The organism is Pseudoalteromonas sp. SWYJZ19 (assembly GCF_015864375.1).
Lineage (GTDB): Bacteria > Pseudomonadota > Gammaproteobacteria > Enterobacterales > Alteromonadaceae > Pseudoalteromonas > Pseudoalteromonas arctica.
In genome coordinates, this window is the sequence record NZ_JADYXI010000012.1 from 109,188 (window position 1) to 135,370 (window position 26,183).

Sequence of the window (26,183 nt, forward strand, 5' to 3'; positions counted from 1 at the left end):
TCCTTAAGTTTATTTAAAAAGACGTAATTTGTAATCCTGAACCCGCTGAACATACGTAAATATCAGCATTTAAATTAAAGCGTTCAAAGTAATGCTTTTCTACCGCTGCTTTAATTAGTGGTACTTCAGCATCACGACACAAACATACAATTGCGCCACCAAAGCCGCCACCCGTCATACGAACTGCGCCAAGCTCGCCCATCGCTTCTTTACAAATTTCTACTAGGCCATCGGTTGCAGGTACGGTTACTTCAAAATCGTGTTTAAGCGATTGATGCGATGCAGCCATTAGCGTACGAAGTGCATCCATATCATTATTTTGTAGTGCAGTTGTTGCTGCGATTACACGGTCGTTTTCGCTAATTACGTGGTGTGCACGTTTGTATTCGTTTTCGCTTAATGTCGCTTTTACTGCTTGCAGGCCAGTCATGGTTGCTTGGCGAAGTGTTTTTACACCCATTTTTACAGCAGCTTGTTCGCAATCAATACGGCGCTGGTTGTATTCGCTATCTACCAATTTACGTGGGTAGTTAGAGTTAACAATAACAATATTTAAATCATCCGGTACTTTTACTGATTTAGTCGCTAGGTTTTCACAGTCGATTAATAGCGCATGACCGTTTTCGCCTTTAGCTGAAATAAGCTGATCCATAATGCCGCATTGGCAATGCATAAAGTCGTTTTCGGCTTCTTGGCCTAGCAATGCAATTTTTTCTTCGCTTAAACCAAGCTGTGCAATATGGTTAAACATACCGCCTACAGCAACTTCTAGTGCGGCCGATGACGACAAGCCACTACCTTGCGGTAAGTTGCTGTCAATAAGTAGGTCGGCGCCGCGCAGTGTGTAGCCCGCTCTTTTAAGAACGTAAGTAACAGCACGAATGTAGTTACCCCATTGCGATTGGCCTTCAGTGATTTCTTCATCAACGCTAAAGCTGTCTTTTTCGCCTGGGTAATTTAAAGAATGCACAGTGATAATATTGTCGTCGCGCTCTTTAAACATTACTTGGGTACGAAACTCTAACGAACACGGTAAAACAAAACCGTCGTTGTAGTCGGTAAATTCGCCAATGAGGTTTACACGCCCCGGTGCTGCTGCAATACCTTGAGCAGGCGCGCCATACAGTGACAAAAATTGTTGTTGGAATTCGTTAAGCTTCATCTGTGTGTCCTGCTGTATCTTTATAGTGTGTTGTACTGGCTGCTTTTAAAATAGAAGCAGCGGTTTCTGCGCTTAAATCGCGTTGGCTTTCGCCTAGCATTTCGTAGCCTACCATGTGTTTTTTAACAGTAGCAGAGCGAAGTAGCGGCGGATAAAAGTGTGCATGCAAACGCCAATGTTGCTCATCAGAGCCTCTGTTAGCCGGTGCATTGTGCCATCCCATTGAGTATGGGAAGCTGCAATTAAATACGTTGTCGTACTTAGTGGTTAATACTTTAAGTGCCTGAGCCAAAGAGTCGGTTTGCGCATCGTTTAGCTGGCTAAAGTTTTGAATATTGTCTTTAGTTACTAGCATTGTTTCAAACGGCCACGCTGCCCAAAATGGCACAACAACAAGCCAATGTTCGTTTTCAAATACAACACGTGTTTGATCTGCTTGTTCTTTTTGCGCGTAATCGGCAAGCATGGCTGTGCCATGCTTTTTATAATAGGCAAGCTGCTGGTTATCTTCGGCTTCTATTTCGGTTGATAAATGCGAGTGAGCCCATACTTGGCCGTGAGGATGAGGTTGCGAACAACCCATGATCTCGCCTTTATTTTCAAAAACTTGTACGCATTCGTACTGCTGTGCAAGCTCTGTGTAATTTTGTTTCCAGGTTTTTACTACTTCGTGCAATGCGTTTTGGCTAAGCTCTGGTAGTGTTTTATTATGCTCTGGAGAAAAACAAATTACGCGGCATTCGCCGCTTGCTTCGTCGGCAACAAATAAATCGCTGTCTGACTCTAAGCTTTGAGATTGCTCGCTGGCATTAGGCGTAAGTGCACCAAAATCATTTCTAAATACATGTGTGTATTTGTAATCTGGATTGCTATCGCCATTTGCACGGGTGTTACTTGGGCAAAGTGGGCAGCTTTCATCGTGTTTAGGCAGTACGCTTTCGTTTACTGCTTCTGTTGCGCCTAACCATGGGCGGTTATTACGATGTGGTGACACTAATACCCAACGACCCGTTAGTGGGTTTTTACGTCTGTGAGTACTTTCTAATAAAGCCATGTTAACTCTCCAACCCACTAGGGTAATTAGTTTGCCAGCGCCATGTATCGTTGGTCATGTCGCTAAGTGTTAGTTCTGCGTGCCAGTTAAGTGTGTTTTGCGCTTTTGTGGCATCGGCGTAGTTACAGGCAATATCGCCTGCACGGCGCGGTGCACTCTTATACGGAATATTTTTACCAGCTGATGCGCTAAATGCCTTAATCATATCAAGCACTGAATAACCTTGGCCTGTGCCTAGGTTGTAAGCATGAAAGGCGGTATCTGTTTTATGCTGCATAAATGCCGCCACATGGCCTTTAGCTAAATCTAAAACGTGAATATAGTCACGTACGCCCGTACCATCTTCAGTGTCGTAGTCGTCACCAAAAATATTAACCACGTCGCGTTTACCTACCGCCGTTTGAGCAATAAATGGCATTAAGTTATTAGGAATACCATTAGGGCTTTCACCTAATAAACCACTTGGGTGCGCACCTACTGGGTTAAAGTAACGAAGCGCAATACCCATAAATTGACTGTTGGCATTACATACGTCTTGCATGGCTTGTTCAACCATGACTTTAGTCCAACCATAAGGATTAGTTGCGCGTATAGGGTGCTTTTCGTCAATAGGGAGGTAGTCTGGCTCGCCGTACACAGTAGCTGATGAGCTAAATATAATGTGGTTAACATCGGCTTCTTGCATGCTTTGTAACATACTTAATGTACCCGACACATTATTTTGATAATAACGCAGTGGTTGCTCAGTTGATTCGCCAACGGCTTTTAAAGCAGCAAAGTGAAATACAGCCTTAGCTTGAGTATGTTTTAGAGCAAGCTTAAATTGTTGTTCGTCTTGAATATCACCTAGGATAAACTCAAATCGAGTACCAGTAATCTTTTCGAGTTGGTCAAGTACGCGAGGGCTAGCATTAGACAAATTATCGTAAATAACAGGTGTAATGCCCGCTTCATGCAATGCAATACATGTGTGGCTACCTATGTAACCCATGCCGCCAGTAACTAAAACTTTCATGTGTTTTCTCGAAAAGTGTATTTATATGATAAATACTACTATTAAGGTGGTTTAAAAACAATAGTTATGATTGTTGGGTAATTCAAATAAAAGCATAAAAAATATTCAGCTTAAACACTCATCTGCCTTTTAAAGGAATGCTTTTATATTAACTAACATAGGCTTAGCTTTATCAATTAATTCTATAAACTGATTCAACTATTGGCCTAATTATCAGCAGTAAGTCGGGATGCTAATATAGCGAAAATAAAGTAAGGAGAGATCAACATGAACAAAACAATTTTACTTACCGGTGCTACCGATGGCATTGGGCTAGAAACTGCAAAGATGTTATTAGCACAAGGTCACACCGTATTATTACATGGCCGCAGCCAAGCAAAGCTAAATGCGCTACAAGTAGCTTTAACCGAGCAATACCCAAATGCAAGTACACATACTTATATTGCTGATTTAAGCGATATGAGCCAAGTTCAAACTTTGGCAAAAAATGTATTAGCCGATTTGGCCGAAAATAATAACCAGCTTGACGTACTTATTAATAATGCAGGCGTTTATCAATTAGTTGATGCTACAACAATTGACGGCCTTGATGCTCGCTTTGTTGTAAACACGATTGCGCCATATCTTCTTACAAAACTATTGTTACCTGTTCTTGGTCATGATTCGCGAGTGGTTAATGTGTCATCAGCTGCGCAATCAAGCGTTAACTTAAATGCACTTATAGGTAACACTGAACTTTCTGATAGTGCGGCTTATGCACAAAGTAAATTGGCTATTACTATGTGGTCGCGTCATTTAGGGCTGGAGCTTAAAGATACTGGGCCATTAGTTGTATCGGTAAACCCTAAATCGTTACTAGGAAGTAAAATGGTAAAAGACGCTTACGGTATAGATGGCGGCGATTTAAAAATTGGCGCAGATATTTTTTGTCGCGCAGCGCTTAGGGATGAATTTAAAGATGCCGCAGGTCTGTATTTTGATAACGATACAGGACGCTTTGCGCTTCCTCATGTTGATGCACTTAATAATGCTAAAAATCAACAACTAGTAGATACGTTAGACAGTATTTTAGCACAACTTAAATTAGGCAAAGCATAATGAAAAATCATGTTACCTGGACAGTACAAGGCCAAATTAAAGAAGGTAAATACGATGAATTTTTATTGATAATGGCGCAATTAGTTGCTTTGGCTAAAAGTGAAGCCGGCACTTTAATGTATGAGTGGACAGTAAGTGAAGACAAACGCAGTGTACATATTTACGAGCGTTACCAAGATGAAGATGCTGCTAAAGTGCACCTTGCTGGTTGGGACAAAAGTGGCCCACTATTTTTAAGCGTAGTTGATATGGATAAAATAACGGTATTTAGTCAACTATCAAAAGAGTTTGCGCAAGCCTTTGCAGGCCTAAGCACTGTATTTATGAAACCAGTAGGTGGTTTTGTAAAGTTTTAGAAAAAATACCCATTGTTGCTCTAAAGAGCTCACCTCATCAGTGAGCTCTTTTTTTAGTGGCATTACTGCTCTTGCTGCAAACGCTCGTATAGCCAATCTTTTAATTCTGTACGTTCGTGTTTTAGCTGATGCATTTGCTCATCGCTTATGGGCGCATCTTTGAGCTCTAACACTCTAATTTCTTTGTCTAGCTTATCGTACTTATCTGCTTTTTTTGCAAACTCAGTATCGCTTTCATTTAGCTTGGCAATGGTATTTAAATACTCTGGAAAGTCATTAGTGAGTGAGTGGTCTTCGCCTAACATATTCGCTCCTTAGTAGGATATAAATGAGCTCACAAGTAAGTGAGTTGTATAAGTGAATTACTGCCTTTCATATAATACACTGGGGCTTACATAGATATAATTCAACCATTGAGCCGCTAATTTGATGTAGCGCAAACAATCTGTTTATTTTGCTCAGTAAGGTATTTCACTAAAGTATTTAATAGAGCGATCAATAAACGCATGTACTTTAGAGGTCAATAATTTATTGTTGGGGTATACAGCCTAAATAGGAGTATTAACTACTCGTAAAAAGCTTAGGGTTCGATATTATTGCTCAAGCTGCAAGGAATCTCTGGCTAGAGAAAATAAATTTAAATATCACCATGATTCAATACGTTAATAAATCTCTTAACCAGAGTTCAGGTTAAGTAAACCAATACCTGCTAAAGGCTTTTAAGCATTTTAGCTAAAATAGTTAATTTTTAACGCTTTTTGCTAATTTATGTTGGTTAATTAATAGTGGTAGAATGCAGCGCTTAGTACCACTTGTGTGAAGTAAGTGGTCAATAATTTATAAGGTTTGTTGTGTAATGCTGTTGATGATCGACAACTACGACTCGTTTACTTACAACTTAGTGCAATATTTTCAGCGTTTAGATCAAGACGTTTTAGTGAAACGTAATGACGAGCTAAGCATTGCACAAATAAAGCAGTTGAACCCGAAACACATCGTGTTATCGCCGGGGCCATGCACGCCTAACGAAGCGGGTATTTCGTTAAATGTTGTTGAGCAACTAAAAGGGCAATATCCTATTTTAGGGATTTGCTTGGGGCATCAAACTATCGCGCAAGCTTTAGGGGGAGATGTAATACGTGCTAAAAAAGTAATGCACGGTAAAACATCACCCATAGTTCACACTAATAAAGGGGTGTTTAAAGGCTTAGCTAACCCGTTAACAGTATGTCGTTATCATTCTTTAGTGGTTAAAGCACAAACTCTACCTAAAGAACTTGAAGTAACCGCATGGACTCAGACTGAGCAAGGCGAGTTTGACGAAATTATGGGGTTACTTCATAAAGAACTAGCAATCGAAGGTGTGCAGTTTCACCCCGAAGCTATTCTAACTGATCAAGGCTTAGAACTGCTTGATAACTTTTTAACTCGCTTCTAATGTTATAATACACAGAGCATTTAATACTTTATTAATGGATGTCATGACTGAACTTGTAGCGCAACAGCGTACTGCTAAAATACTAAGCCAACGGGCTCATGACCTATTGCTTGGGCACAGCTTTGCGCATCAGCAAATTGGTTTCATTCATACATTAGATATAGATTACGGCGAACCCATGAAGCAACGTACTTTGCTTCAGGTTGAAGTGGCCGCACAGAATAAACGCCAGCAAAGCAGTACTGCACATCATAAGTACCGCGCTCAAGCGAGTGAGCAACTGCACAAAACAATTGAAACAGCTATATATAAGCAGCTTGAAGATATAGATGGCGTAATTCACAGTACTATAGGTATTGAAGATGGCATTGCCAATATACTCGATATATTAGCTGTAAAGTCGGCATCGGTAGGGCGTTTAGAGCCACTGGTTAATGATATAAGCTGGTTGGGTAGAGAATTAGTAACGCTTGTTAATTTACCTTACTACCGTAATCAACGTAGTAAAAACACGTCTGTAAAAGTAGATAAACCATCGCTTGCCCTTCGTTATATTGGCCTTGATAACTTACAGCTAGTGATTCCTACATTTGCAGCGCGTCATTGGATGCCACATAGCACCGAACCATTTTCATTATTAAAACGCCGGCTACGCGACAGCGCGATGGCAAACGCGATTGCAGCGCAAAAAATTGCACAAATTAATAATGTGAATGACGTACATGCATTTACCCTTGGAATGCTTTTAGATGTAGGACGAATTGCATTAGTGCGCTTGTACTTAAAAACGTTTGAGAAAGTATGGCAACGCAAAGTGCAGTTAGCCCGAAATGAAAACCAAAAAGATTTGCACACCGCATTATTAGAGCTACAGCCCGACCCGTTATTTTTAACCACTCTACTTAGCAATAAGTCGATAGAAGTAAGCGCCAAAGTAATAGACAAAATGGCTTTTAAATATTTACCGTTTAAAGGTGTAATGCAGCAGCTAGTAAATGGGGTAGATAAAGGCGATACATTACTGCCATTAACAGAAGTAATGCTAAAGGCACGTTGCTACTCTCAATATCTTAATTTAAAAGAGCATCAACTTATTGAGCCCGATGAAACTCTAAGCTGGTTTTCGTACTTTAAGTTCACTAAAACGGAACTAAAAACCCTTCAATCGAGTAATTTTACCAATTTAGCTATTCAAATTGACTAAAAATCTGAATTTTTTGTTAATTTTTTTGCGACTAACCATTCATTCTCACTCTATTGTTATATTGCATATTTGCCGATTAAAGCATGCGCGCCTTGGTGCTCATGCGGTTAGTTGTTTAAAAATAAGCATAAATAGCTATGCAAATAGTTATTCACTATCTATGAAATAATATCTTTAGCCCTTTATTTTCAAGGGATACATGAAAGTTTTTAACGAGACAGATATAAGTAATTCTGAAATAATGTGCGTCTGAAAATTGAACCACAAAGCAATTTTGCGCAATTATCAGGTTACTGATCTTGCCTATAAAGTTGGTTACAAATATTAACCAAACACCTATTTTGATGTTTTGTGTTGCTCACAATTAAGAGGAAATAAAATGACAGTCAATCGCGAATTATTTGATCACGTAATGGTTCCTAACTACGCACCTTCAAGCGTAATTCCTGTTCGAGGCGAAGGTTCTCGCGTCTGGGATCAACAAGGTCGAGAGTTTATCGACTTTGCTGGTGGTATTGCAGTTAACTGTCTTGGCCATTGTCACCCTGCATTAGTAGGCGCATTAAAAGAGCAAGGCGAAAAAATCTGGCATCTATCAAATGTAATGACCAATGAGCCGGCACTTCGCCTAGCTAAAAAAATGGTTGATGCTACATTTGCTGAAAAAGTTTACTTTGCCAACTCAGGCGCAGAAGCAAACGAAGCAGCGCTTAAATTAGCGCGTCGTTTTGCACTTGATAAGTTTGGCGCAGAAAAATCACAAATCATCGCGTTTAACAAAGGTTTCCACGGTCGTACATTCTTTACCGTAACTGTTGGTGGCCAAGCTGCATATTCAGATGGTTTTGGTCCTAAGCCTGGCGACATTGTACATTGTGATTACAACGACCTAGCTGCTTTTGAAGCGCTTATCAGCGATAAAACATGTGCCGTAATGATGGAACCTCTTCAAGGTGAAGGCGGTATTGTTTCACCAACTGACGAGTTTGCTCAAGGCGTTCGCGATTTATGTACTAAACATAACGCACTGCTTATTTTTGATGAAGTTCAAACAGGTGTTGGCCGTACTGGCGATTTATACGCATACCAAGGCTTAAACATAGTACCTGATATTTTAACTTCAGCTAAAGCACTTGGCGGCGGTTTCCCTATTGGCGCTATGATCACAACAACTGAAATTGCACAGCATCTTAAAGTAGGTACTCATGGTTCTACTTATGGCGGCAACCCGCTTGCGTGTGCTGTTGCAGAAGCTGCATTTGATACAGTAAATACCCCAGAAGTACTTGCTGGCGTAAAAGCTAAAGCAGCATTATTTAATGAACTACTTACTGCGGTTAACGACAAATACAACGTATTTAGCGAAATCCGTGGCCAAGGTTTATTAATTGGTGCAGTAGTGAACGAGCAATATAAAGGTCGTGCAAAAGAGTTTTTAGTGGCAGGGACTGAGCAAGGCCTTATGTCATTAGTTGCTGGTGCAGACGTAATACGTTTCACTCCATCTTTAGTAATTCCTGAAGCGGACATTCGCGAAGGTATGGCACGCTTTGAAAAAGCAGTAGCAAGCGTAGTAAACGCATAAGCGACTTAAGCCAACCAATTAAGGGCAAGCACTGCTTGCCCTGCAATTCCTATTTACCGTTATTTATAAGGGAGCAAGCGGACTCATGATGATCCTTCGCCCAATCCAGCAAAATGATTATTCAGCATTACTGAAAATTGCCCACGAATCAGGGCATGGTTTTACGTCTTTGCCATTAAACGAAGAACTATTGCAAAAAAAGATCGACCATTCAGTAAGCTCTTTTGCTAAACAAACGTCACAACCTGGTGACGAAGGCTACCTGTTTGTTCTTGAAGATAGCGAAACCGGTGACGTTGTAGGAACATCTGCAATTGAAGCTGCGGTAGGGCTTGATGATGCATTTTATCATTATCACTTAAGTAAAGTGATTCACTCTTCGCGCACATTAGACGTATACAAAGCGGTTGATATTCTAACGCTATGTAACGACTACACAGGTGCTACAGAGCTTTGCACATTGTTTTTAAAAGATGGTTATCGTAAAAATTGTAACGGTAAGCTACTTTCAAAAGCGCGCTTTATGTTTATAAAACAGCATCAAGAGCGTTTTGCGCAAACAGTAATCGCAGAAATGCGCGGTGTGTCTGACGAAAACGGCAGCAGCCCTTTTTGGCAGTGGCTTGAAGAGCACTTCTTCTCAATGGATTTTCCAACAGCTGATTACCTAACAGGTATTGGCCAAAAGGTTTTCATTGCTGAATTAATGCCTAAATACCCAATTTACGTAAACTTGCTAAGTAAAGATGCGCAAGCCGTAATAGGTAAAGTACACGACAACACTCGCCCAGCAATCGAGTTATTAAAAAGCGAAGGCTTTACGTTTAATGGCTACGTAGACATTTTTGACGGCGGCCCAACGGTTGAAGCAAAAGTAGATAACATTGCGACTATTCGTAATGCACGTAACTTTAACGTTGAAATTGGCGAAATGACTGGCGACACCATGGTGTTACTAGCTAACGAAAAGCTTAATGACTTTAGAGCAACCGTTGCACCAATGACATTTGACGAGCGCGCAAAAAGCCTTATTTTATCGCAAGAAATAGCAGATGCACTGCATTTGCAAACTGGCGATATTGTTAGTGCAACCACGATTTAATTTAGGAGAAAGTATATGACTCATCCTGCACAATTTATAAATGGTCAATGGTCACAAGGCCAAGGCACAGAATTTAATTCAGTAAACCCTGCAAATAACGACGTTATTTGGCAGGCTTCATCGGCAACTGCGGCGCAAGTAGACACCGCAGTAAATGCAGCGCGCGAAGCGTTTTATGCATGGGCTGATAAAAGCTTTACTGAGCGCTTGGAAATAATTAAAGCATTTGCAGCGCAATTAAAAGAAAACAGCGAAGAGCTCGCTATTACTATTGCACAAGAAACAGGTAAGCCATTGTGGGAAACTCGCACAGAAGCGGGTGCTATGGTTGGTAAAATTGCCATTTCTGAAAAAGCATTTTTAGAGCGCACTGGCGACGTAGAAAACGCAATGCCACTTGGCCGTGCGATGATTCGTCATAAGCCACATGGTGTTGTAGCCGTATTTGGTCCGTATAACTTTCCTGGTCACTTACCTAATGGCCACATTGTGCCAGCGCTTTTAGCAGGTAACACGGTTGTGTTTAAACCGTCTGAACTTACTCCTAAAGTAGCTGAGCTTACGCTTAAACTGTGGGAAAAAGCAGGCTTACCAGCAGGTGTCATTAACCTTGTACAAGGTGAAGTAGAAACGGGTAAAGCCCTTGCTGCTCACAAAGGTATTGATGGCTTGTTCTTTACGGGTTCTTCGCGTACTGGTCATATTTTACATGAACAGTTTGCGGGTCAACCTGGCAAAATTTTAGCGCTAGAAATGGGTGGTAATAATCCACTTATTATTACTGACGTTGAAGACACTAAAGCGGTTGTTCACGATATTATTCAATCAGCGTTTATCTCAAGCGGCCAGCGTTGTACGTGTGCACGTAAACTATTTTTACCAACTGGTAGCAAAGGCGATGTGATACTGGAGCGTTTAATCACAGCAACTAAAGCGATTAAAGTAGGTAATTATGACGATGCAGACCAGCCATTTATGGGCTCTATGATCTCATCAGCTGCAGCTGCGGGTATGGTTAAAGCGCAAAACGAGCTTGTTGAGCTTGGTGGTGAAGTATTAGTAGAACTTGAGCACACAGCTAATACCGGTTTTGTAACACCAGGTATTATTGAGTGTACAAATATTAGTGACTTCCCAGATGAAGAGCATTTTGGACCACTTTTAAAAGTATTCCGCTTTGACGACTTTGACCAAGCCATTGATAAAGCAAACGATACAACCTTTGGTTTATCGGCTGGTTTATTAAGTGATAGTGCAGCAGATTACGACTATTTCTTACGTCGTATTCGTGCAGGTATTGTTAACTGGAATCGCCCAATTACTGGCGCATCAAGCGCAGCACCGTTTGGTGGTATTGGCGCATCGGGCAACCACAGAGCAAGCGCGTATTACGCAGCCGATTACTGTGCATACCCTGTTGCTTCGGTAGAGCTTGAAAAAGTAGCGATGCCAGCAACACTAAGCCCAGGCTTAAAAATAGATTAAGTAGTAATACTACTTAATCATTATAAAAGCAGCTTCGGCTGCTTTTTTTGTATTGCTAACGCGCAAAGCTAGCAATCAACAGCGCTTTCTGCTTAAATCAAAAATAATTAATTATACAAAGGTGGTACAAAAATGGTTTTAGATAGGCAAGGGTACGATGATTTGATCATGTATCTAACTCAAAATTTAGCATTGTTTGAGAAGCCAGGCGAAATAAAACCAGGTGCCCCAACAGTAATGGAATTAATCGAAGACGTTATTGCACAAAATGTGATGCTTATTTGCGAGCAGCACACAAACCTCAACACAGAGCAGCGTAGCCAAATTGTACGTGAAGTTGATGGCATAGTTTACGATTTAGAAGAAGTCCTCAGCAGCATCACCTCACAGCCTGTCACGGTTGAACAGCATGCCTTTATAGATGAATTTGCAGGTTTAGTAAAAAACCTCTTTGATAGCGCTTTAACACAACAATCTTAGCCATTTTATAGCCCTGCGTTGCATTTTCATTTGCAACTACGGCTAACTTGCTTACAATCAAGAAAATATTTTTTTGAGATATAACAATGCAAGCAAATGTAAAATGGGTTGAAGGCGATACGTTTATTGGTCGTTCTAATTCTAACCACAATGTTGTGTTTGATGGCGGCAGCGATAGTGCAGCACCAAGCCCAATGGAAATGGTTTTAATGTCAGTTGGCTGTTGTTCATCAGTTGATGTGGTTAGTATTTTAAAAAAAGCCAAACAAGATTTTTCAGATGTACAAGTACAACTAAGTGCAGAGCGCGCCGAAACAGCCCCACGTGTGTTTACCAAAATCAACTTACACTTTGTTGTTAAAGGCAATAATGTGTCTGAAAAGCACCTTGCACGCGCGGTTTCACTCTCTGCTGAAAAGTATTGTTCAGTTGCATTAATGCTTGATAAAACAGTAGAAATTACGCATAGCCACGAAGTTGTGCAAGATCAAGCAAAATAACGCTTTTTCCACGAGGGAAATTCGTATAAAATCCGCGAACTTTTCATTCTGCAGGTGCAGAACCCACTAATTTATAGGTTGGTTTATTATGAACAAACCCTTCGATAAACTTAAACTTCATGGCTTTAACAATTTAACCAAAAGTTTAAGCTTTAGTATTTATGATATTTGTTACGCAAAGACCGAGCAACAACGTAAAGAATATATTGAATATATCGATGAGCAGTACAGTGCAGATAGACTAACCGACATTTTAGGTGAAGTTGTTGATATTATTGGTGCTAACATTTTAAATGTAGCGCGCCAAGACTATGAACCGCAAGGCGCAAGTGTAACTATTTTGGTTTCAGAAGAACCAGTAGAAGAACAGCAAAATTACGATGCTGACGAAGCACCAGGCCCATTACCTGATTCAGTTGTTGCGCACCTAGATAAAAGCCACATTTGTGTACACACATACCCAGAAGCTCACCCTGATGATGGTATTTGTACATTCCGTGCTGATATTGAAGTGTCTACTTGTGGCATTATTTCGCCACTTAAAGCGTTAAACTTCTTAATTCATAGCCTTGAATCAGACGTAGTAACAATTGACTACCGCGTTCGTGGTTTTACCCGCGACATAAACGGTGTTAAGCACTACATTGATCATGCTATTAGCTCGATTCAAAACTTCATGACAGAAGATACAAAAGAAGCGTACCAAATGATGGACGTGAATGTGTATCAAGAAAACCTGTTCCATACCAAAATGATGTTAAAAGAAACCGATCTAAACACTTATTTGTTCGGCCTTTCTACGGCAGATTTATCAGAGGGCGAAGAAGACGAAATTCGCTCAAAGCTGACCCGTGAAATGCAAGAAATATTCTATGGCCGTAACCTGCCAGATACAGAATAATAGCAACGAATTAAATTAAAAATGGCGCTCAGTGAGCGCCATTTTTTTATACTTTATTTTACAAGCAATAGCTGTGTTTGTCGGCCATTTAAATACCAGACACCGCTTTTATCAAAAATAGCATCTTCCTCTAGCATTATTCTTATTTCTTTATTCCACTGTTTTATAAACACAGCATTGTTAAGCTCAATTGAGTAAGCCGTATTTAAATGTAGCGGATAGTCACCATTTCCCGGTACACCTTGCTGAGAATCCCACATACCTAATGTAGTGCCAGCAGCGTGGCCATGATAGCCAAGAGGATGAGTATAAATAGTGGGTTTTAATCCCTGATCAATAGCGGCTTTTCGTGCTGCAGCTAAAACCTCATTACCGGTTTTACCTACAGCAAATTGATTGGTAAATATGTCTTGTAGTTTATTACCGCTTTTTAGTGCTTCAACTAAGTAACTAGGCGCACTTATTTCGTTTTCTTTGAGCACATACGCATGCTGCTGCGTGTCGGTATTTAAGCGTAAATAAGTAATCCCAAAATCTACATGAAGCAAGTCACCGGCTTGTATAACGTTATCATCGTAGCCATTGGTAAAGCTTTCTTCATGATCGAACGACTTCGCATCGGCGCGCTGAATAGCAATACTCGGGTGAAACCATGTTTGTAGTTTGAGCTCTTTTACGCGCTCTCTAAACCACCATACCAAGTCATCGTTAGTTGTTTCACCAACCGTAATTGTTTTACCCGAAAACCCCTCTGCAATAATATGATGGGCAATAGCGACAATATGTTTATACATTTTAACTTCTTCAGGAATGCGTTGCTCTAACCACGCAACAGCAAGCGGCTCTGCAGAAATTATTTTATTGTGATAAGTGGCGGGCAAGTTAGCCATTAAGGTTTTGTAATCGCCTAGCACAAGGCCATCGGCATGTGCCCAGTCGGTAGAAGTATTAAGCGCAATGTTGCGAGGTTTGTATTGCTCAATAAGTGTATTGAGTGCTTCCCACTGGCTTGGTTGTGTTTGTTTATCCCACCCTTTTTTAAATACGTTACCTATTTTATAAGGCGCAATAGCGTAAGCATCAACACCACCTTGTTTATTAAGTGCAAATAGCAAAATAGTGGTGCGTCTGGCTGAAAGCCATGTTGCAGGCAGCATTGTTTTTAATATTGGATCTTCGTTATATTCACGACTTATAAGTAGCCACATATCAGTGCTGTGCTGCTTCATTAATGAGGGCATTAAGGTATTAACTCTAAGCTCAGTTATTTTATCTATAAACGTAGCGCGCTCTTTCATCGATAAAATAGCGGGAGCGTCATCAGCTTTAACAAAGAGGCTTAAAACAAGCGTAGTTAGCAAGCTTACGTAAAGTAGGAGTTGTTTAGTAAAGTGCATAATTGTTTTATTTTTAGGCTAGTTAATTTATAACATGCCTGAAGAGCGACTATAAAAAAACAATTTGAGATAAACAGCACACAAAAAAGCCCAGCTAAAAAGTAGCCGGGCTTTTGTATAAACAGTTTTATTACTTAAGCATACTGTATAAAAGTGCAAATACAGCAAGTGAGCCAACCGCTAATATAAATAGCGTGCTAAAGCGATTTCGGTATTTATTAAGTGCAGGTACTTTATAAACTGCAATCATTGGCATAATGAATAAAATCATCGCAATGATAGGGCCCGATAACTGATCCATCATGTCTAAAATACTTGGATTTTTAACAGCACAAAACCAAATAGCTAAAAACATGATTAACACACCAATTTTATCGGTAACGCCAGCGCTTAAGCCTGTTTGTTTAGTTACTAATCCTGTAAAGCTTTCGCGTGCACCTAAAAAATGACCCAAAAACGACGATGTAATAGCAATAAAGGCAACAAGTGGCCCAAGTGTGGCAATAAACGAGTTATCAGTAATATTAGCAAGGTAGGATAAAACCGATACGTTAGCCGCTTTAGCCGCTGCCATTTGCTCGCCTGTAAGCGACAGCACGCAAGAGAACACAAATAACAGTACAAAGGTAATAAGTAGCAAGCTAGTGCGCTTTAAAATCGCCTCAGACTTACGTGTAGCTTGTTCGCCGTAATGACCGCGTTGCACATTTACAAAGCTTGAGATAGCCGCTGCGTGGCTAAACGAAAACACAATTATAGGAATCGATAACCACAACGTTTTACCAAAGCTGCCTATTTCAGGCACCGTCATATCTGGCATTTGCCAGCTAGGGATTAAATAAAGTGATAAAAAGAACAATATGCCCACAAGCGGATAAACTAAAATAGCAAAGGCACGTAGCATTAAGCGCTCGCCGCCCATCATTAAGCTAATCATACCTGCAACTAATACACCCGAAAGTAGCACGCGAGAAGGTGATTCCATCCCCATTTGATTAACCATAAAGCTATCAACGGTATTGGTTAAGCCCACACCGTAAATAAGCAAAATTGGGAATATAGATAAAAAGTACAACAAGGAAATTAACCGGCCCGCAGTCACACCAAAGTGCTCTTCAACTACATCGGTAAAATCGGCATCTTTATTTTTTGATGAAAGTACAAAGCGCGCTAATCCACGGTGCGCAAAAAAGGTCATTGGGAACGCTAAACACGCCATAATAATTAACGGCCAAAAACCGCCAATACCAATGTTAATAGGTAAAAATAAAATACCCGCACCAACGGCGGTACCAAATAAACTTAATGTCCACTGCGTATCGTGCAGGTTCCATTTAGTTTTTGTATTTGAATTTTTGCTTGAATTTGTGTGTGTGTTTGGTGATGCATTTGAAAGCGTTGCATCTTGAGATGTTGTCATGTGTGTGCTCATCCATTATTTAAATAATAACTGCGCCGAAGGGTATAGTTTTTAGAGACATTTTTCATGTTTTGAAGAGATTTTTAGACTAATTAATTAGGCTCAATTGGAGGGTAAGTGTCATGAATACGAAACAGTGGTGTAAAAGTGAGCAAAAGCCTTAAATGGCAAGCCACATTATAGAGTTACTGTACGGGGTAGGTTGGTTAGTTGGAGCGAAACCCAACACGCTATAGCGTCATGCTAGCAGGAAAGCCGAGGAAGGCGGTTTTCATAACGTAAAAATAGGGGAAGGTCATTTTTATTGGTTTTCATTTAAAAATCAAAATCTGCTCCCAAAAGCTATTAAGTAGAAGCCATTGATCTGAACTTCATAAGAGATTTTTATTAAACTCCGTTATACTTCCTACAATTGAATATGCCAAACGAAGTAAATAGGCCGCTAACTGCAATGAGCAAAGAAATTCTTTTCCATACTACTTTTGCGCACGAAACCAGTAAAACATGGGTTGTATTTGTCCATGGAGCAGGTGGTAGTTCGGCAATCTGGTTTCGTCAGCTTAAGGCCTATAAAAAAGAATATAATGTGTTGTTGCTAGATCTTCGTGGTCACGGTAAATCGAATAATTTAGTACAAAACTTTGTTGATAATAATTATTCATTTAATAATGTCTCTAAAGACATTATCGATGTGTTAGATCATAACAATATCACCAGCGCACACTTTGTTGGCATTTCATTGGGCACAATTATTATTCGAAATATTGCTGAAATTGCGCCGCAATATGTTTCTAGCATGGTGCTAGGTGGAGCGGTTACTCGTTTTAATACTCGCAGTAATACATTGGTTTATTTAGGTAATACTTTTAAACACTTCTTGCCTTATATGTGGCTGTATCGCTTATTTGCTTTTATTATGATGCCTAAAAAGCGCCATAAAGAATCTCGACTTTTGTTTGTTCGTGAAGCAAAACGCTTGTGCCAAAAAGAGTTTATAAAATGGTTTAAATTAGCCATGGACGTAAACCCCTTAATGCAGTACTTCAAAGAAAAAGACATTGATATTCCCATTCTGTACATTATGGGTAAGGAAGATCATATGTTCCTTGGCCCTGTTAAAGAAATGGTAAAGCGCCATAAAAATAGCGTACTGCAAACGATTCACCATTGTGGCCATGTCTGCAATGTGGAACGCCCTGACTTATTCAATCAGCACTCGCTTGCATTTATCGCCCAGCAAAACCGTTAAGGATTTTAGAAGGAATAGGATCGGTACATTCTTTTTTGATTTTCGCCCTAAACTCAAAACAAGACTTGAAGGAGTGCTGAAAGAATAAAACCCAACTTATGGGGCAGTATTTTCATAAATTAGGTTTTATTCAATTTATAGCTTCACTTCTATATCAAAGCGTAGGTTGGGTAGAGCGAAGCGAAACCCAACATGTCATAGCGTCATGCGAATCGCAAAGCCAAGATAGGCGGTTTTATTTATTAAACTTGCTTATTCAATAATGTTCAATTGATATACACTGGCAAAGTAACGTATTGATAAGGATATTAAGTTGTCGCAAGTTAAAACTCTCCCTATTACAGCCACACGCTGGCTTTCTCTTTTATTGTGTGCAATTACCGCCGCAACAATTACTGTATTTTTAAGCAAAGTCGGTTTTGTACAAAAGGCATATTCAAGTTGGAGCGCTATTTTAAATGCGAATCCAATTCTACATTACAGCAGCGCATTTTTAGCAGGTATTGGCGTAAAGCTCCTGCTTGATAAGTTTTATATATCGCATCTTAAACGCAGTATTGTATTTAGCTGGCGATATCCGCCAGTGACAATGAGCTTATGGTTATCGGTAACTATTATAGGGTCGATTTTTTATTTCACTTCCAACCAAGAAGAGTTAATAGCTGCTACTTCTTGTTTTGAGTATTTCATCGTATTAATTTTAGGCTCTTCCATAATTACAGCTTATCAACAAAGCAAAGAAAGAATTAGCCTTAATTTAGTTGTGTGCTTTTCTTTTATCGCAGCGACTAGTGCAGGTTTCATTTATTGGCATATGAGTCAGATAGGCTTTAGCTGGGCGCTTTTTATAACAGTAGATATTTATATAATCTCTGTAATATTGTTGATAATCAAATATGTTAATAAATACATTAAAGCTAAATGGAAGCGTAATCAAATAACTTTAGAGCGTACGACAAGTGTTAACCCTGGTGATTTTAAAACATTAGGTCAGTTTAAAAATTGGTTTAAAGACGATTCAACTATTAAAAGCACAGAGGAATTAGAACCCGATTTACAGGTTTACGCCACGCGGATCACCGAACGGTTAAAAAATGGTGGTGGTAAGTATGAAAAGGATTTAGCGCAGCACATAGCTTTATGTGGGCCTTATGGTTGCGGAAAAAGCAGTATAGTAGAAAGTATTGTGAATGATTTAGCAAAAAACGCTAAAAAACAGAGTACTTGGATACACAGTGATATATCAACGTGGGGGGCAGCCAGTGGCAGCGTCGCTCATGTAGTGCTTAGTAATATTATTGATGACATAAGCCAACATATTGATATGTGTGCCTTCCGTGCGCTACCTAAGCATTATACCGAAGCCCTCAAATCGGGCGGTAGTGCATTTCAGTTTGCATCTACGTTACTCGCAGGCCCTGTTGATATTGAGGGAAGTTTTCAAAAACTTAATAATGTACTAAAAACAACAAATCATAAATTGCTAATCACTTTGCAAGATGTGGATCGTGGAACAGGCGATGAAAACGAAAAGCGGTTCAATGATATAGCTGCACTTTTGGATAAACTGAAAGGTAGAAGTTTAAGTCATATCAACTTTATCGTCGCAATGGGTAATGAAAATGAAGTTGCCGCTGAAGTTATTTCAAAGGCAACTGATTATAAAGAAGATATCCTGACACTCGATACTAAAAGGGTTTTAGTTAATTTCATAATAAGCTCTTTAGAGCTTGCTGTTAATTATCATATCAAAAACGATGAACGTTTTTATATTTTAGAAGATGATAAGTTTATTTGTTCTACTGATATAAATGTATGGCGTATGAAAAAGTTGAACAGGCTTCCTTTTTATAGTTCAGTAAAGTTAGTTGATATAAATATAACCTCACTTAGAGTGTTAAAGAAAATTCTAAGGAGGGTGTCTCAAATATGGCAACCCACAGGGTTGATGGGGGAAGTTAATTTTATCTCACTATTAATGAATATTACTTTAAAAGAAGTCTCGCCACAGAAGTTTAATTCGCTACTTCAGAACAATAGCTATGGTATAAATTATGAAAGATTTGATTTTACAGAATTTATAGAAAGCATTAGTGAGTATGAAAAAAATAGTTTTATGTTCGAATATTTTCAAGTAATGCTAGGTTTAGAACATAAAGTTGCACTAGAGCATAGAGAGCAGCAACTAGAAAGAGTAACTAATGAGAAAGAAATAGAAAAAATAAAAAAAGAGCAGAGGAGACTGATACTTTCTAAAGATAGAGTGCAATACCAACAATATATTGCCCGTAATGATTGTGGGATATGTTACATAAATAGACTTAAATTAGAAAAGTTAGCGGCTGAAGACTTCAGCGACCAAGAAGCAATTCGAGATATACGTTCTTTATTTGAAATTGAAAAGTCCGACTTTAGTCAATTACTGCTTTTAGTAACTAAAATATTAAGTTATAGCGACACTCAAAAATATAATTTTGAGAGGTTCAAGGGCCATCATGGGATATTTTCTGCTGAAGATTTAAATCGGTTTAAGAATACGATAGGTAGTGAATTAACTACCCAATTTAGAAAAAACAGAGCAAAGCACTCCACTATAGAAAGTATTGATAAGATACTCATTAAGGCAATAACTTCCAATGTAACAATTGAATGGTTATATCCATTATTGCAGACGTTATCAATAGAAAATGAATGGCTAGCCCAGTTTGGGCGTCAGTCAAAAAATGCCATTTTCTTCGATGGACTGTTAGATCATATGAACCTAAATGTGAAAAGTACTTCCGATGATAAACTCATTGTAGTCTTAAGAAATGGCTTTAGTAAGTCAGATTTAGTAGCGACTACACTTTTGTTTGGACTGCTAAAATCATTTTTGCGTGGTAAAGATAAAAATGACATTAAGAATCACTTAGATTCATTTCAACTGTCTGGAATTAAACTAGTTAGTTTACTAGGTGCTGATAAGATCGAAGATGTTACTGATTTTATTTCGAGCTTTAAAGAAGTTGATTTTAGATGTATCCCAAATGCTCCTGAACTAAATAAAGATATAAGAGAACTTATCCGTAAAAAGCATACGTTTTATCAATTGATAGACAAGTTTTTGTTTAGTGCGAAATAGTGTAGATGGTCAACGAGTACTCGTTGGGTTTCGTTCCACTCAACCCAACCTACTGTGTTTAAATTTGCATAGAGCTGCTAGTAGCTAACAGCTCGTAACTCTTAGTCCTTACTCTTCTATTGCACTCACAATAAAATACGGATTTAAATACTCGTCTTTGGTATTGTAAATAAGCGCTCTGCCATCAAGTTGGGTCACTTTAGCACCGGCTATTTCGGCGATTGCATGTCCTGCACCTGTATCCCATTCGCAGGTTGGACCTAAGCGCGGGTAAATATCGGCACTGCCCTCAGCCACTAAACACAGTTTAAGTGAGCTACCTTTAGACACCATTTCAACGTCGTCAAAGCGTTTTACAAACTCGGCTAAATCGGGTGATGGGTGCGAGCGGCTGCCTACAACGCGAATTAACCCTTTGTTAGGTTTGGTGGTTACTTTAAGCTCGATTCGCTCATCGCCTTTATCTTTAAATGCACCAATGGCTTCGGCGGCTAAGTACGATACGCCGAGTGCGGGTGCATCGACTACGGCTAAAATAGGAATGCCGTTTTTAATTAGGGCGATATTTACGGTAAATTCACCGTTCTTTTTAATAAATTCTTTAGTGCCGTCGATTGGGTCAACTAACCAGTAGCTTTTCCACGTTTGGCGTACATCCCAGCTTATGTCGGCGTTTTCTTCACTGAGTATTGGAATGTCGGGTGTGAGCTGTTGAAGCCCTGCCACAATCAGTTTATGAGCTGCTAAATCGGCGTCGGTTACGGGGCTTTCATCGGCTTTGTACTCAACGTTAAAATCCTTTTCGTAAATTCCCATTATCGCTTGGCCTGCTTTGCGGGCAAGGATGAGGGTTTCTTCTAGCAGTTCGGTTTGATTCATGGGGTTAACCTATATTATGTGCTTTTGTTTTAGATACGTTATCAGTTGTGTAACCGATTGGTCTAGGGTGTTTTTACTTGTATCTAAAATTATTTCTGGATTGTTTGGCACTTCGTAGCTTGAATCGATACCGGTGAAGTGTTTTATCTCTCCAGCGCGGGCTTTTTTGTATAAGCCTTTTGGATCGCGGCTTTCGCATACATCCAGTGGGGTATCGATAAATACTTCAATAAATTCGCCTTCGTCTACTAGGCTGCGCACCATATCGCGCTCCGCTCTAAAAGGCGATATAAACGCAGTAAGTACTAACAAGCCAGCGTCGGTCATTAGTTTAGCGGTTTCGCCTACGCGGCGTATGTTTTCAATGCGGTCTTCGTCGCTAAAGCCTAGGTCTTTACATAAACCGTGGCGTACGTTGTCGCCATCGAGCAGGTAAGTGTGCGTACCTTGTTGATTAAGCGCCGCTTCTAGTGCGTTTGCTACGGTGCTTTTACCAGAGCCTGAAAAGCCGGTAAACCATAAAATAGCGGGCTTATGTTTTTTTTGCTCACTACGCTGTGCTTTTGTAGTTGCGTAGTTATGCCAAACTATATTTTCATCCATAGTGAGAGTCTCTTATGCTGTGAGCGCAGGTATTAAAACGGAAATACCAGCGGGATCAAGGTTAATACCGTGATTGAATAAATAATAGAAAGGGGTAAGCCCATCACTATGTAATCTTTTAAGCGATAGTTACCCGCGCTATAAACCATTAGATTAGTTTGATACCCAAATGGCGATATAAAGCTGGCTGATGCGCCAAAGGCAACCGCCATAATAAATGGTAGCGGGTCTACATTAAAACCAACCGCGAGTGAGTAAGCAACAGGGAACGACAAGGCAGCTGCTGCGTTATTAGTAATAAGCTCGGTAAATAATACGGTCATTAAAAATATGGCAATAAATGCGCCGTAAGGACCAAAGTCGCCAAGTACCATAAACATGGCGTCGGATATTTGCCCGGCAAGTCCGGTGCCTATCATTAACTTGGCAAGGCCAATGGCACTACCTACGACTACGAGTAACTCGATAGGAAAACGGCGTTTTACTTCGTTAAGTTTTATGGTGCCACTGAGCATTAAGCCAATCAGTAATACTAATAAGCCTTTAACCAGCGGCACTATGCCAACAATGCTTAAACCCAGTACTGCGGCAAAGCTTAGTAGCACAATGTTTGATTGTTTAGGTGCAAGGTGGGCTTGTAAGTCAAACCCTGAAATATACACAAATTCGCGCTTTAAGTTAGGCAAGGTATAAAAGTTTTTGCCTGGGGCGAGTATTAGTGAGTCGCCAGCTTGTAATTGCACTTGCCCAAGGCCGCCTTGTAAGCGGTCGTGACCACGGCGAATGGCAATAACAGCAGCATGAAATTGCTCTCTAAAGCGGGCTTCTTTTACGGTTTTGCCAATAAATTTTGAAGACTGACTTACGACTACTTCTACTAAGTGTTCTATGTCTTTTTGATGATTCTCGTGCACTACTTTTAGGCCGTCGAAACGGGTAAGTAATGGCACCGACTTTATGTCACCTACAAAAAGCAGCACGTCATCTTTTTGAATAATTTGCTGCGGGGTGACTGCGCAAATGCGGCTGCCATCGCGAATAATTTCAGCAAGGAATAAGTCTTTTAAATCACGCAGGCCGTTTTCTTCAACGGTTTGACCTATTAATTTTGAGTTTGCTTGTACTTTGCCTTCGAGGTAAAAAGGCACGACTTCTTGGTCGCTTTTACCGTTGTCAGGTAAGTATTTAAGCATTACTAAAATGGTAATTAGGCCTACGCTTAGCGCGCCTAAACCCACTAAGGTAAAGTCAAAAAAGCCCAGCGGTTCCATGCCCGCATCAACTGCAAAGCCATTAACGATTAAGTTGGTTGATGTACCAATAAGCGTAATGGTGCCGCCCAAAATAGCAGTGTACGACAGCGGTAATAATAGCTTTGAAGGGGAGTGATTAGGGTTGTCTTTTATCGCGGTAATAAGCGATGCAACAACGGCGGTATTGTTAGTAAACGACGATAAAAAGGCGGTTGATAACCCCAATTTTGTTACCGATTTTACTAAACTACCTTTAGATAGCGATTGCGCTAACTTTTGAATTAGAGTGGTTTTTTCTATTGCGGTCGACACTAACACCAATAGCACTAAGGTGATAAGCGACGGGTTAGCATAATTAATTAACATGCTTTCAAGATCGATTAGCCCTGCTAAGTAGCTGGTGCCAATGGCGCTTACAAATAACCATGCTGGATTAATACGGGTGCCAAAAAGGCACCCGACTAAGGTAAGCATAATGCCTGTTAAAACGAGCTGTTCTACCATGCTTTTAAATTCCTAACAGGCTAAAGTTAACTTATAACTTAGAAATATCAAGCGCTTGCCAATGCGGAAAGTGCTTGCGTACTAAGCTGTTAAATTCAACTTCAAATTCGCTAAAGTTACTTTGCTGTGCTTGGCTTTGTAGTACTTGTTCAATCATGCCCGCAGCAACCGTTAAGTTTGATAAGCGATCGATTAGGATAAATGAACCTGTTTCGTGATTGCTGTGGTACTCGTCTGCCAAAATAGTTTCGGTTAGTTCAAGCGTTACAATCGCAATTTCGTTTAACTGCAGTGAGTCGCTAGTGCCGTGCTCAAGCGTATTCACATCAATTGTGTAATCAATTTTTGTAACAATAGCTGAGGTGTTTTTGCTGCCTAGCTTTAGGTTATAGCTTTTACCTAATACTAATGGCGACTCATGCATCCACACAATTTTAGCTTGCAGCTGGTTAGTAACAACAGCCGTTGAATTTGCAGGTACTATTACGTCGCCTCGGCTAATATCAATTTCGTTATTTAGGGTAACGGTAATTGCTTGGCCTGCTTCTGCGCTGTCTAAATTGCCATCAAAGGTAACAATTTCTTTAATGCTTGATGTTTTACCCGATGGTAATACTTTTATAGCATCGCCTACGTGTATCTTGCCTGATGTAAGTGTGCCCTGAAAACCACGGAAGTTTAAATTAGGACGCACTACATATTGCACTGGTAGGCGCGCTTCAAAGCCTGTATCTGTTTCGGCTGCTGGCGAATCTTCTAGTAATTCAAGTAGCGGCTTGTCAGTGTAATACGGTGTATGAGCAGAGCGAGTTACTACGTTGTCGCCTTTAAGCGCCGACATAGGCACAAACTTAATGTTTGATACGTTAAGTTGCTCAGCAAATTTAAGGTAATCGGCCTTAATTTTTTCATACACGGTTTCGTCAAAATCAACGATATCCATTTTATTAACGGCAACAACAAACTGCTTAATGCCCAGCGAGTCACAAATAAAGCTGTGACGCTTGGTTTGTACTTGCACGCCGTAACGCGCATCAACCAAAATAATAGCGACATCGCTTGTTGATGCACCCGTTACCATGTTGCGCGTGTATTGCTCATGCCCTGGTGTGTCGGCAATAATAAATTTACGCTTAGCCGTTGAAAAGTAACGGTACGCTACGTCAATGGTAATGCCTTGCTCACGCTCAGCTTGTAGGCCATCAACTAATAAAGCAAGGTCAAGATCTTCACCTGCATTACCTACTTTTTCGTTATCTTTATGAAGGGCTGCTAGCTGATCTTCATAAATTTGGTGGCTGTCGTGCAGTAGGCGGCCAATCAATGTTGATTTACCGTCATCTACGCTGCCACAGGTAAGCATACGCAATAAGCTTTTGTCTTGTTGGCGTGCTAGGTAGGCGTCTATGCCTATTTCTTTTACTTCGTTGTATGTATCGTTATTTTGGCTAGACATTAAAAATACCCCTCACGTTTTTTCTTCTCCATTGAGCCTGCTGAATCATGGTCAATAACACGACCTTCACGTTCTGATGACGTAGATAGCAGCATTTCTTCAATAATTTCGGTTAGGTTACTTGCTGTTGACTCAACTGCACCGGTAAGTGGGTAGCAGCCTAACGTACGAAAACGTACAGATTTCATTTGCGGTACTTCACCTTCATTAAGTGGCATACGCTCATCGTCAACCATAATTAGGGTGCCATCACGGTCAACAACAGGGCGCTCTTTTGCTAGGTAAAGCGGCACCATGTCGATGTTTTCTTGGTAAATGTATTGCCAAATATCAAGCTCAGTCCAGTTAGATAACGGGAAAACACGAATACTTTCGCCCGGATTAACTTGGCTGTTATAAGTGTTCCAAAGCTCAGGACGTTGGTTTTTAGGGTCCCAACGGTGGTGTTTGTCGCGGAACGAATAAACACGCTCTTTTGCGCGTGACTTTTCTTCATCGCGGCGTGCGCCACCAAATGCAGCATCAAAACCATATTTGTTAAGTGCTTGCTTTAAGCCTTGGGTTTTCATTATGTCGGTATGTTTACCCGAGCCATGCGTAAACGGGCCTACACCCATTTCAATGCCTTCTGGATTTTTGTGTACCAGTAGGTCAAAACCGTATTCTTTAGCTATACGGTCGCGAAACTCAATCATTTCACGAAACTTCCAATTGGTGTCTACGTGCAATAACGGAAACGGAATTTTTGCAGGGTAAAATGCTTTACGCGCTAAGTGCAAAAGTACCGACGAATCTTTACCAATAGAGTAAAGCATTACTGGGTTCTCAAACTCAGCGGCGACTTCGCGCATGATTTTGATACTTTCAGCTTCAAGTTGCTGAAGGTGAGTTAAAGCCATTGTTAGTCGTCCTACTAAAATG

General features: G+C 40.2%; 23 protein-coding genes. 12 read left to right on the forward strand and 11 right to left on the reverse strand.

Translation table 11 applies throughout. The features are described 5' to 3' along the window. Window positions 1-13: 13 nt before the first annotated feature. Genes galK through galE form a run of 3 tightly spaced genes read right to left on the reverse strand, consistent with a single transcriptional unit; the run spans window position 14 to window position 3,231 of the window. A complete protein-coding gene (gene galK, locus I6F45_RS13160) occupies window positions 14-1,162 on the reverse strand; it encodes a galactokinase (protein ID WP_197160752.1) in 1,149 nt (382 codons plus the stop codon). Continuing rightward, a complete protein-coding gene (locus I6F45_RS13165) occupies window positions 1,152-2,216 on the reverse strand; it encodes a UDP-glucose--hexose-1-phosphate uridylyltransferase (RefSeq protein ID WP_197160754.1) in 1,065 nt (354 codons plus the stop codon). The genes galK and I6F45_RS13165 overlap by 11 nt, the downstream gene beginning before the upstream one ends. Window position 2,217: 1 nt before the next feature. Continuing rightward, window positions 2,218-3,231, reverse strand: coding sequence for a UDP-glucose 4-epimerase GalE (gene galE, locus I6F45_RS13170; protein ID WP_197160756.1), 1,014 nt, complete (start codon window positions 3,229-3,231; stop codon window positions 2,218-2,220). A gap of 267 nt (window positions 3,232-3,498) precedes the next feature. Here galE and I6F45_RS13175 point away from each other — a divergent pair, with 267 nt between their 5' ends. After that, the gene (locus I6F45_RS13175; RefSeq protein WP_197160758.1) at window positions 3,499-4,329 is read left to right on the forward strand and encodes an SDR family NAD(P)-dependent oxidoreductase; all 831 of its coding nucleotides are present in this window, start codon (window positions 3,499-3,501) and stop codon (window positions 4,327-4,329) included. Then, window positions 4,329-4,685, forward strand: a complete 357-nt coding sequence (locus I6F45_RS13180; protein WP_165740578.1) for a putative quinol monooxygenase — start codon at window positions 4,329-4,331, stop codon at window positions 4,683-4,685. The genes I6F45_RS13175 and I6F45_RS13180 overlap by 1 nt, the downstream gene beginning before the upstream one ends. Before the next feature lie 62 nt (window positions 4,686-4,747). Here I6F45_RS13180 and I6F45_RS13185 read toward each other — a convergent pair whose 3' ends face one another. Further along, window positions 4,748-4,990 (reverse strand): YdcH family protein, encoded by a 243-nt coding sequence (locus I6F45_RS13185; protein ID WP_165740579.1) that lies wholly within the window; start codon window positions 4,988-4,990, stop codon window positions 4,748-4,750. A gap of 551 nt (window positions 4,991-5,541) precedes the next feature. Between I6F45_RS13185 and I6F45_RS13190 the strand changes: the two genes are divergently transcribed. From I6F45_RS13190 to speD, 8 genes are all read left to right on the forward strand, one after another. Then, window positions 5,542-6,123 carry an anthranilate synthase component II gene (locus tag I6F45_RS13190; protein ID WP_101164425.1) on the forward strand — a complete coding sequence of 194 codons (582 nt, stop codon included), beginning with the start codon at window positions 5,542-5,544 and terminating at the stop codon, window positions 6,121-6,123. Between the two features lie 43 nt (window positions 6,124-6,166). Further along, a complete protein-coding gene (locus I6F45_RS13195; protein WP_024593401.1) occupies window positions 6,167-7,327 on the forward strand; it encodes an HDOD domain-containing protein in 1,161 nt (386 codons plus the stop codon). A gap of 379 nt (window positions 7,328-7,706) precedes the next feature. Continuing rightward, window positions 7,707-8,912 carry an aspartate aminotransferase family protein gene (locus tag I6F45_RS13200; RefSeq protein ID WP_165728288.1) on the forward strand — a complete coding sequence of 402 codons (1,206 nt, stop codon included), beginning with the start codon at window positions 7,707-7,709 and terminating at the stop codon, window positions 8,910-8,912. An 85-nt stretch (window positions 8,913-8,997) separates the two neighbouring features. Beyond that, a complete protein-coding gene (astA, locus tag I6F45_RS13205; RefSeq protein ID WP_010555013.1) occupies window positions 8,998-10,014 on the forward strand; it encodes an arginine N-succinyltransferase in 1,017 nt (338 codons plus the stop codon). A gap of 15 nt (window positions 10,015-10,029) precedes the next feature. Then, window positions 10,030-11,499 (forward strand): succinylglutamate-semialdehyde dehydrogenase, encoded by a 1,470-nt coding sequence (gene astD, locus I6F45_RS13210; protein WP_197160760.1) that lies wholly within the window; start codon window positions 10,030-10,032, stop codon window positions 11,497-11,499. Between the two features lie 132 nt (window positions 11,500-11,631). Continuing rightward, entirely contained in the window at window positions 11,632-11,979 is a 348-nt protein-coding gene (locus I6F45_RS13215) for a DUF3802 family protein (protein WP_007580087.1), read from the forward strand. A gap of 86 nt (window positions 11,980-12,065) precedes the next feature. Next, the gene (locus I6F45_RS13220) at window positions 12,066-12,479 is read left to right on the forward strand and encodes an OsmC family protein (RefSeq protein WP_002958863.1); all 414 of its coding nucleotides are present in this window, start codon (window positions 12,066-12,068) and stop codon (window positions 12,477-12,479) included. Between the two features lie 88 nt (window positions 12,480-12,567). Then, window positions 12,568-13,380 (forward strand): adenosylmethionine decarboxylase, encoded by an 813-nt coding sequence (speD, locus tag I6F45_RS13225; protein ID WP_007376266.1) that lies wholly within the window; start codon window positions 12,568-12,570, stop codon window positions 13,378-13,380. A gap of 53 nt (window positions 13,381-13,433) precedes the next feature. On the opposite strand, the gene I6F45_RS13230 is transcribed toward speD, so the two are convergent. Both I6F45_RS13230 and I6F45_RS13235 read right to left on the reverse strand, forming a co-directional pair. Beyond that, window positions 13,434-14,777 (reverse strand): M24 family metallopeptidase, encoded by a 1,344-nt coding sequence (locus I6F45_RS13230; protein WP_165742204.1) that lies wholly within the window; start codon window positions 14,775-14,777, stop codon window positions 13,434-13,436. A gap of 130 nt (window positions 14,778-14,907) precedes the next feature. Continuing rightward, a complete protein-coding gene (locus I6F45_RS13235) occupies window positions 14,908-16,197 on the reverse strand; it encodes an aromatic amino acid transport family protein (RefSeq protein WP_007580094.1) in 1,290 nt (429 codons plus the stop codon). 451 nt (window positions 16,198-16,648) lie between these two features. On the opposite strand from I6F45_RS13235, the gene I6F45_RS13240 reads away from it, so the two are divergent. Both I6F45_RS13240 and I6F45_RS13245 read left to right on the forward strand, forming a co-directional pair. After that, window positions 16,649-17,446 carry an alpha/beta fold hydrolase gene (locus tag I6F45_RS13240; RefSeq protein ID WP_007580097.1) on the forward strand — a complete coding sequence of 266 codons (798 nt, stop codon included), beginning with the start codon at window positions 16,649-16,651 and terminating at the stop codon, window positions 17,444-17,446. Window positions 17,447-17,759: 313 nt separating this feature from the next. Next, window positions 17,760-20,567 (forward strand): P-loop NTPase fold protein, encoded by a 2,808-nt coding sequence (locus tag I6F45_RS13245; RefSeq protein ID WP_197160762.1) that lies wholly within the window; start codon window positions 17,760-17,762, stop codon window positions 20,565-20,567. A 108-nt stretch (window positions 20,568-20,675) separates the two neighbouring features. On the opposite strand, the gene cysQ is transcribed toward I6F45_RS13245, so the two are convergent. The 5 genes from cysQ to cysD are packed head-to-tail and all read right to left on the reverse strand — an operon-like array spanning window position 20,676 to window position 26,161. Beyond that, window positions 20,676-21,446, reverse strand: coding sequence for a 3'(2'),5'-bisphosphate nucleotidase CysQ (gene cysQ / locus I6F45_RS13250; RefSeq protein ID WP_197160764.1), 771 nt, complete (start codon window positions 21,444-21,446; stop codon window positions 20,676-20,678). Between the two features lie 9 nt (window positions 21,447-21,455). Beyond that, window positions 21,456-22,049, reverse strand: coding sequence for an adenylyl-sulfate kinase (cysC, locus tag I6F45_RS13255; protein WP_007378439.1), 594 nt, complete (start codon window positions 22,047-22,049; stop codon window positions 21,456-21,458). Window positions 22,050-22,081: 32 nt separating this feature from the next. Beyond that, entirely contained in the window at window positions 22,082-23,806 is a 1,725-nt protein-coding gene (locus I6F45_RS13260; protein ID WP_197160766.1) for an SLC13 family permease, read from the reverse strand. A gap of 31 nt (window positions 23,807-23,837) precedes the next feature. After that, complete coding sequence (gene cysN, locus I6F45_RS13265; protein ID WP_197160768.1) at window positions 23,838-25,262, reverse strand: sulfate adenylyltransferase subunit CysN; 1,425 nt, start codon at window positions 25,260-25,262, stop codon at window positions 23,838-23,840. Further along, a complete protein-coding gene (gene cysD / locus I6F45_RS13270) occupies window positions 25,262-26,161 on the reverse strand; it encodes a sulfate adenylyltransferase subunit CysD (RefSeq protein ID WP_138586364.1) in 900 nt (299 codons plus the stop codon). The genes cysN and cysD overlap by 1 nt, the downstream gene beginning before the upstream one ends. Window positions 26,162-26,183 lie beyond the last annotated feature (22 nt).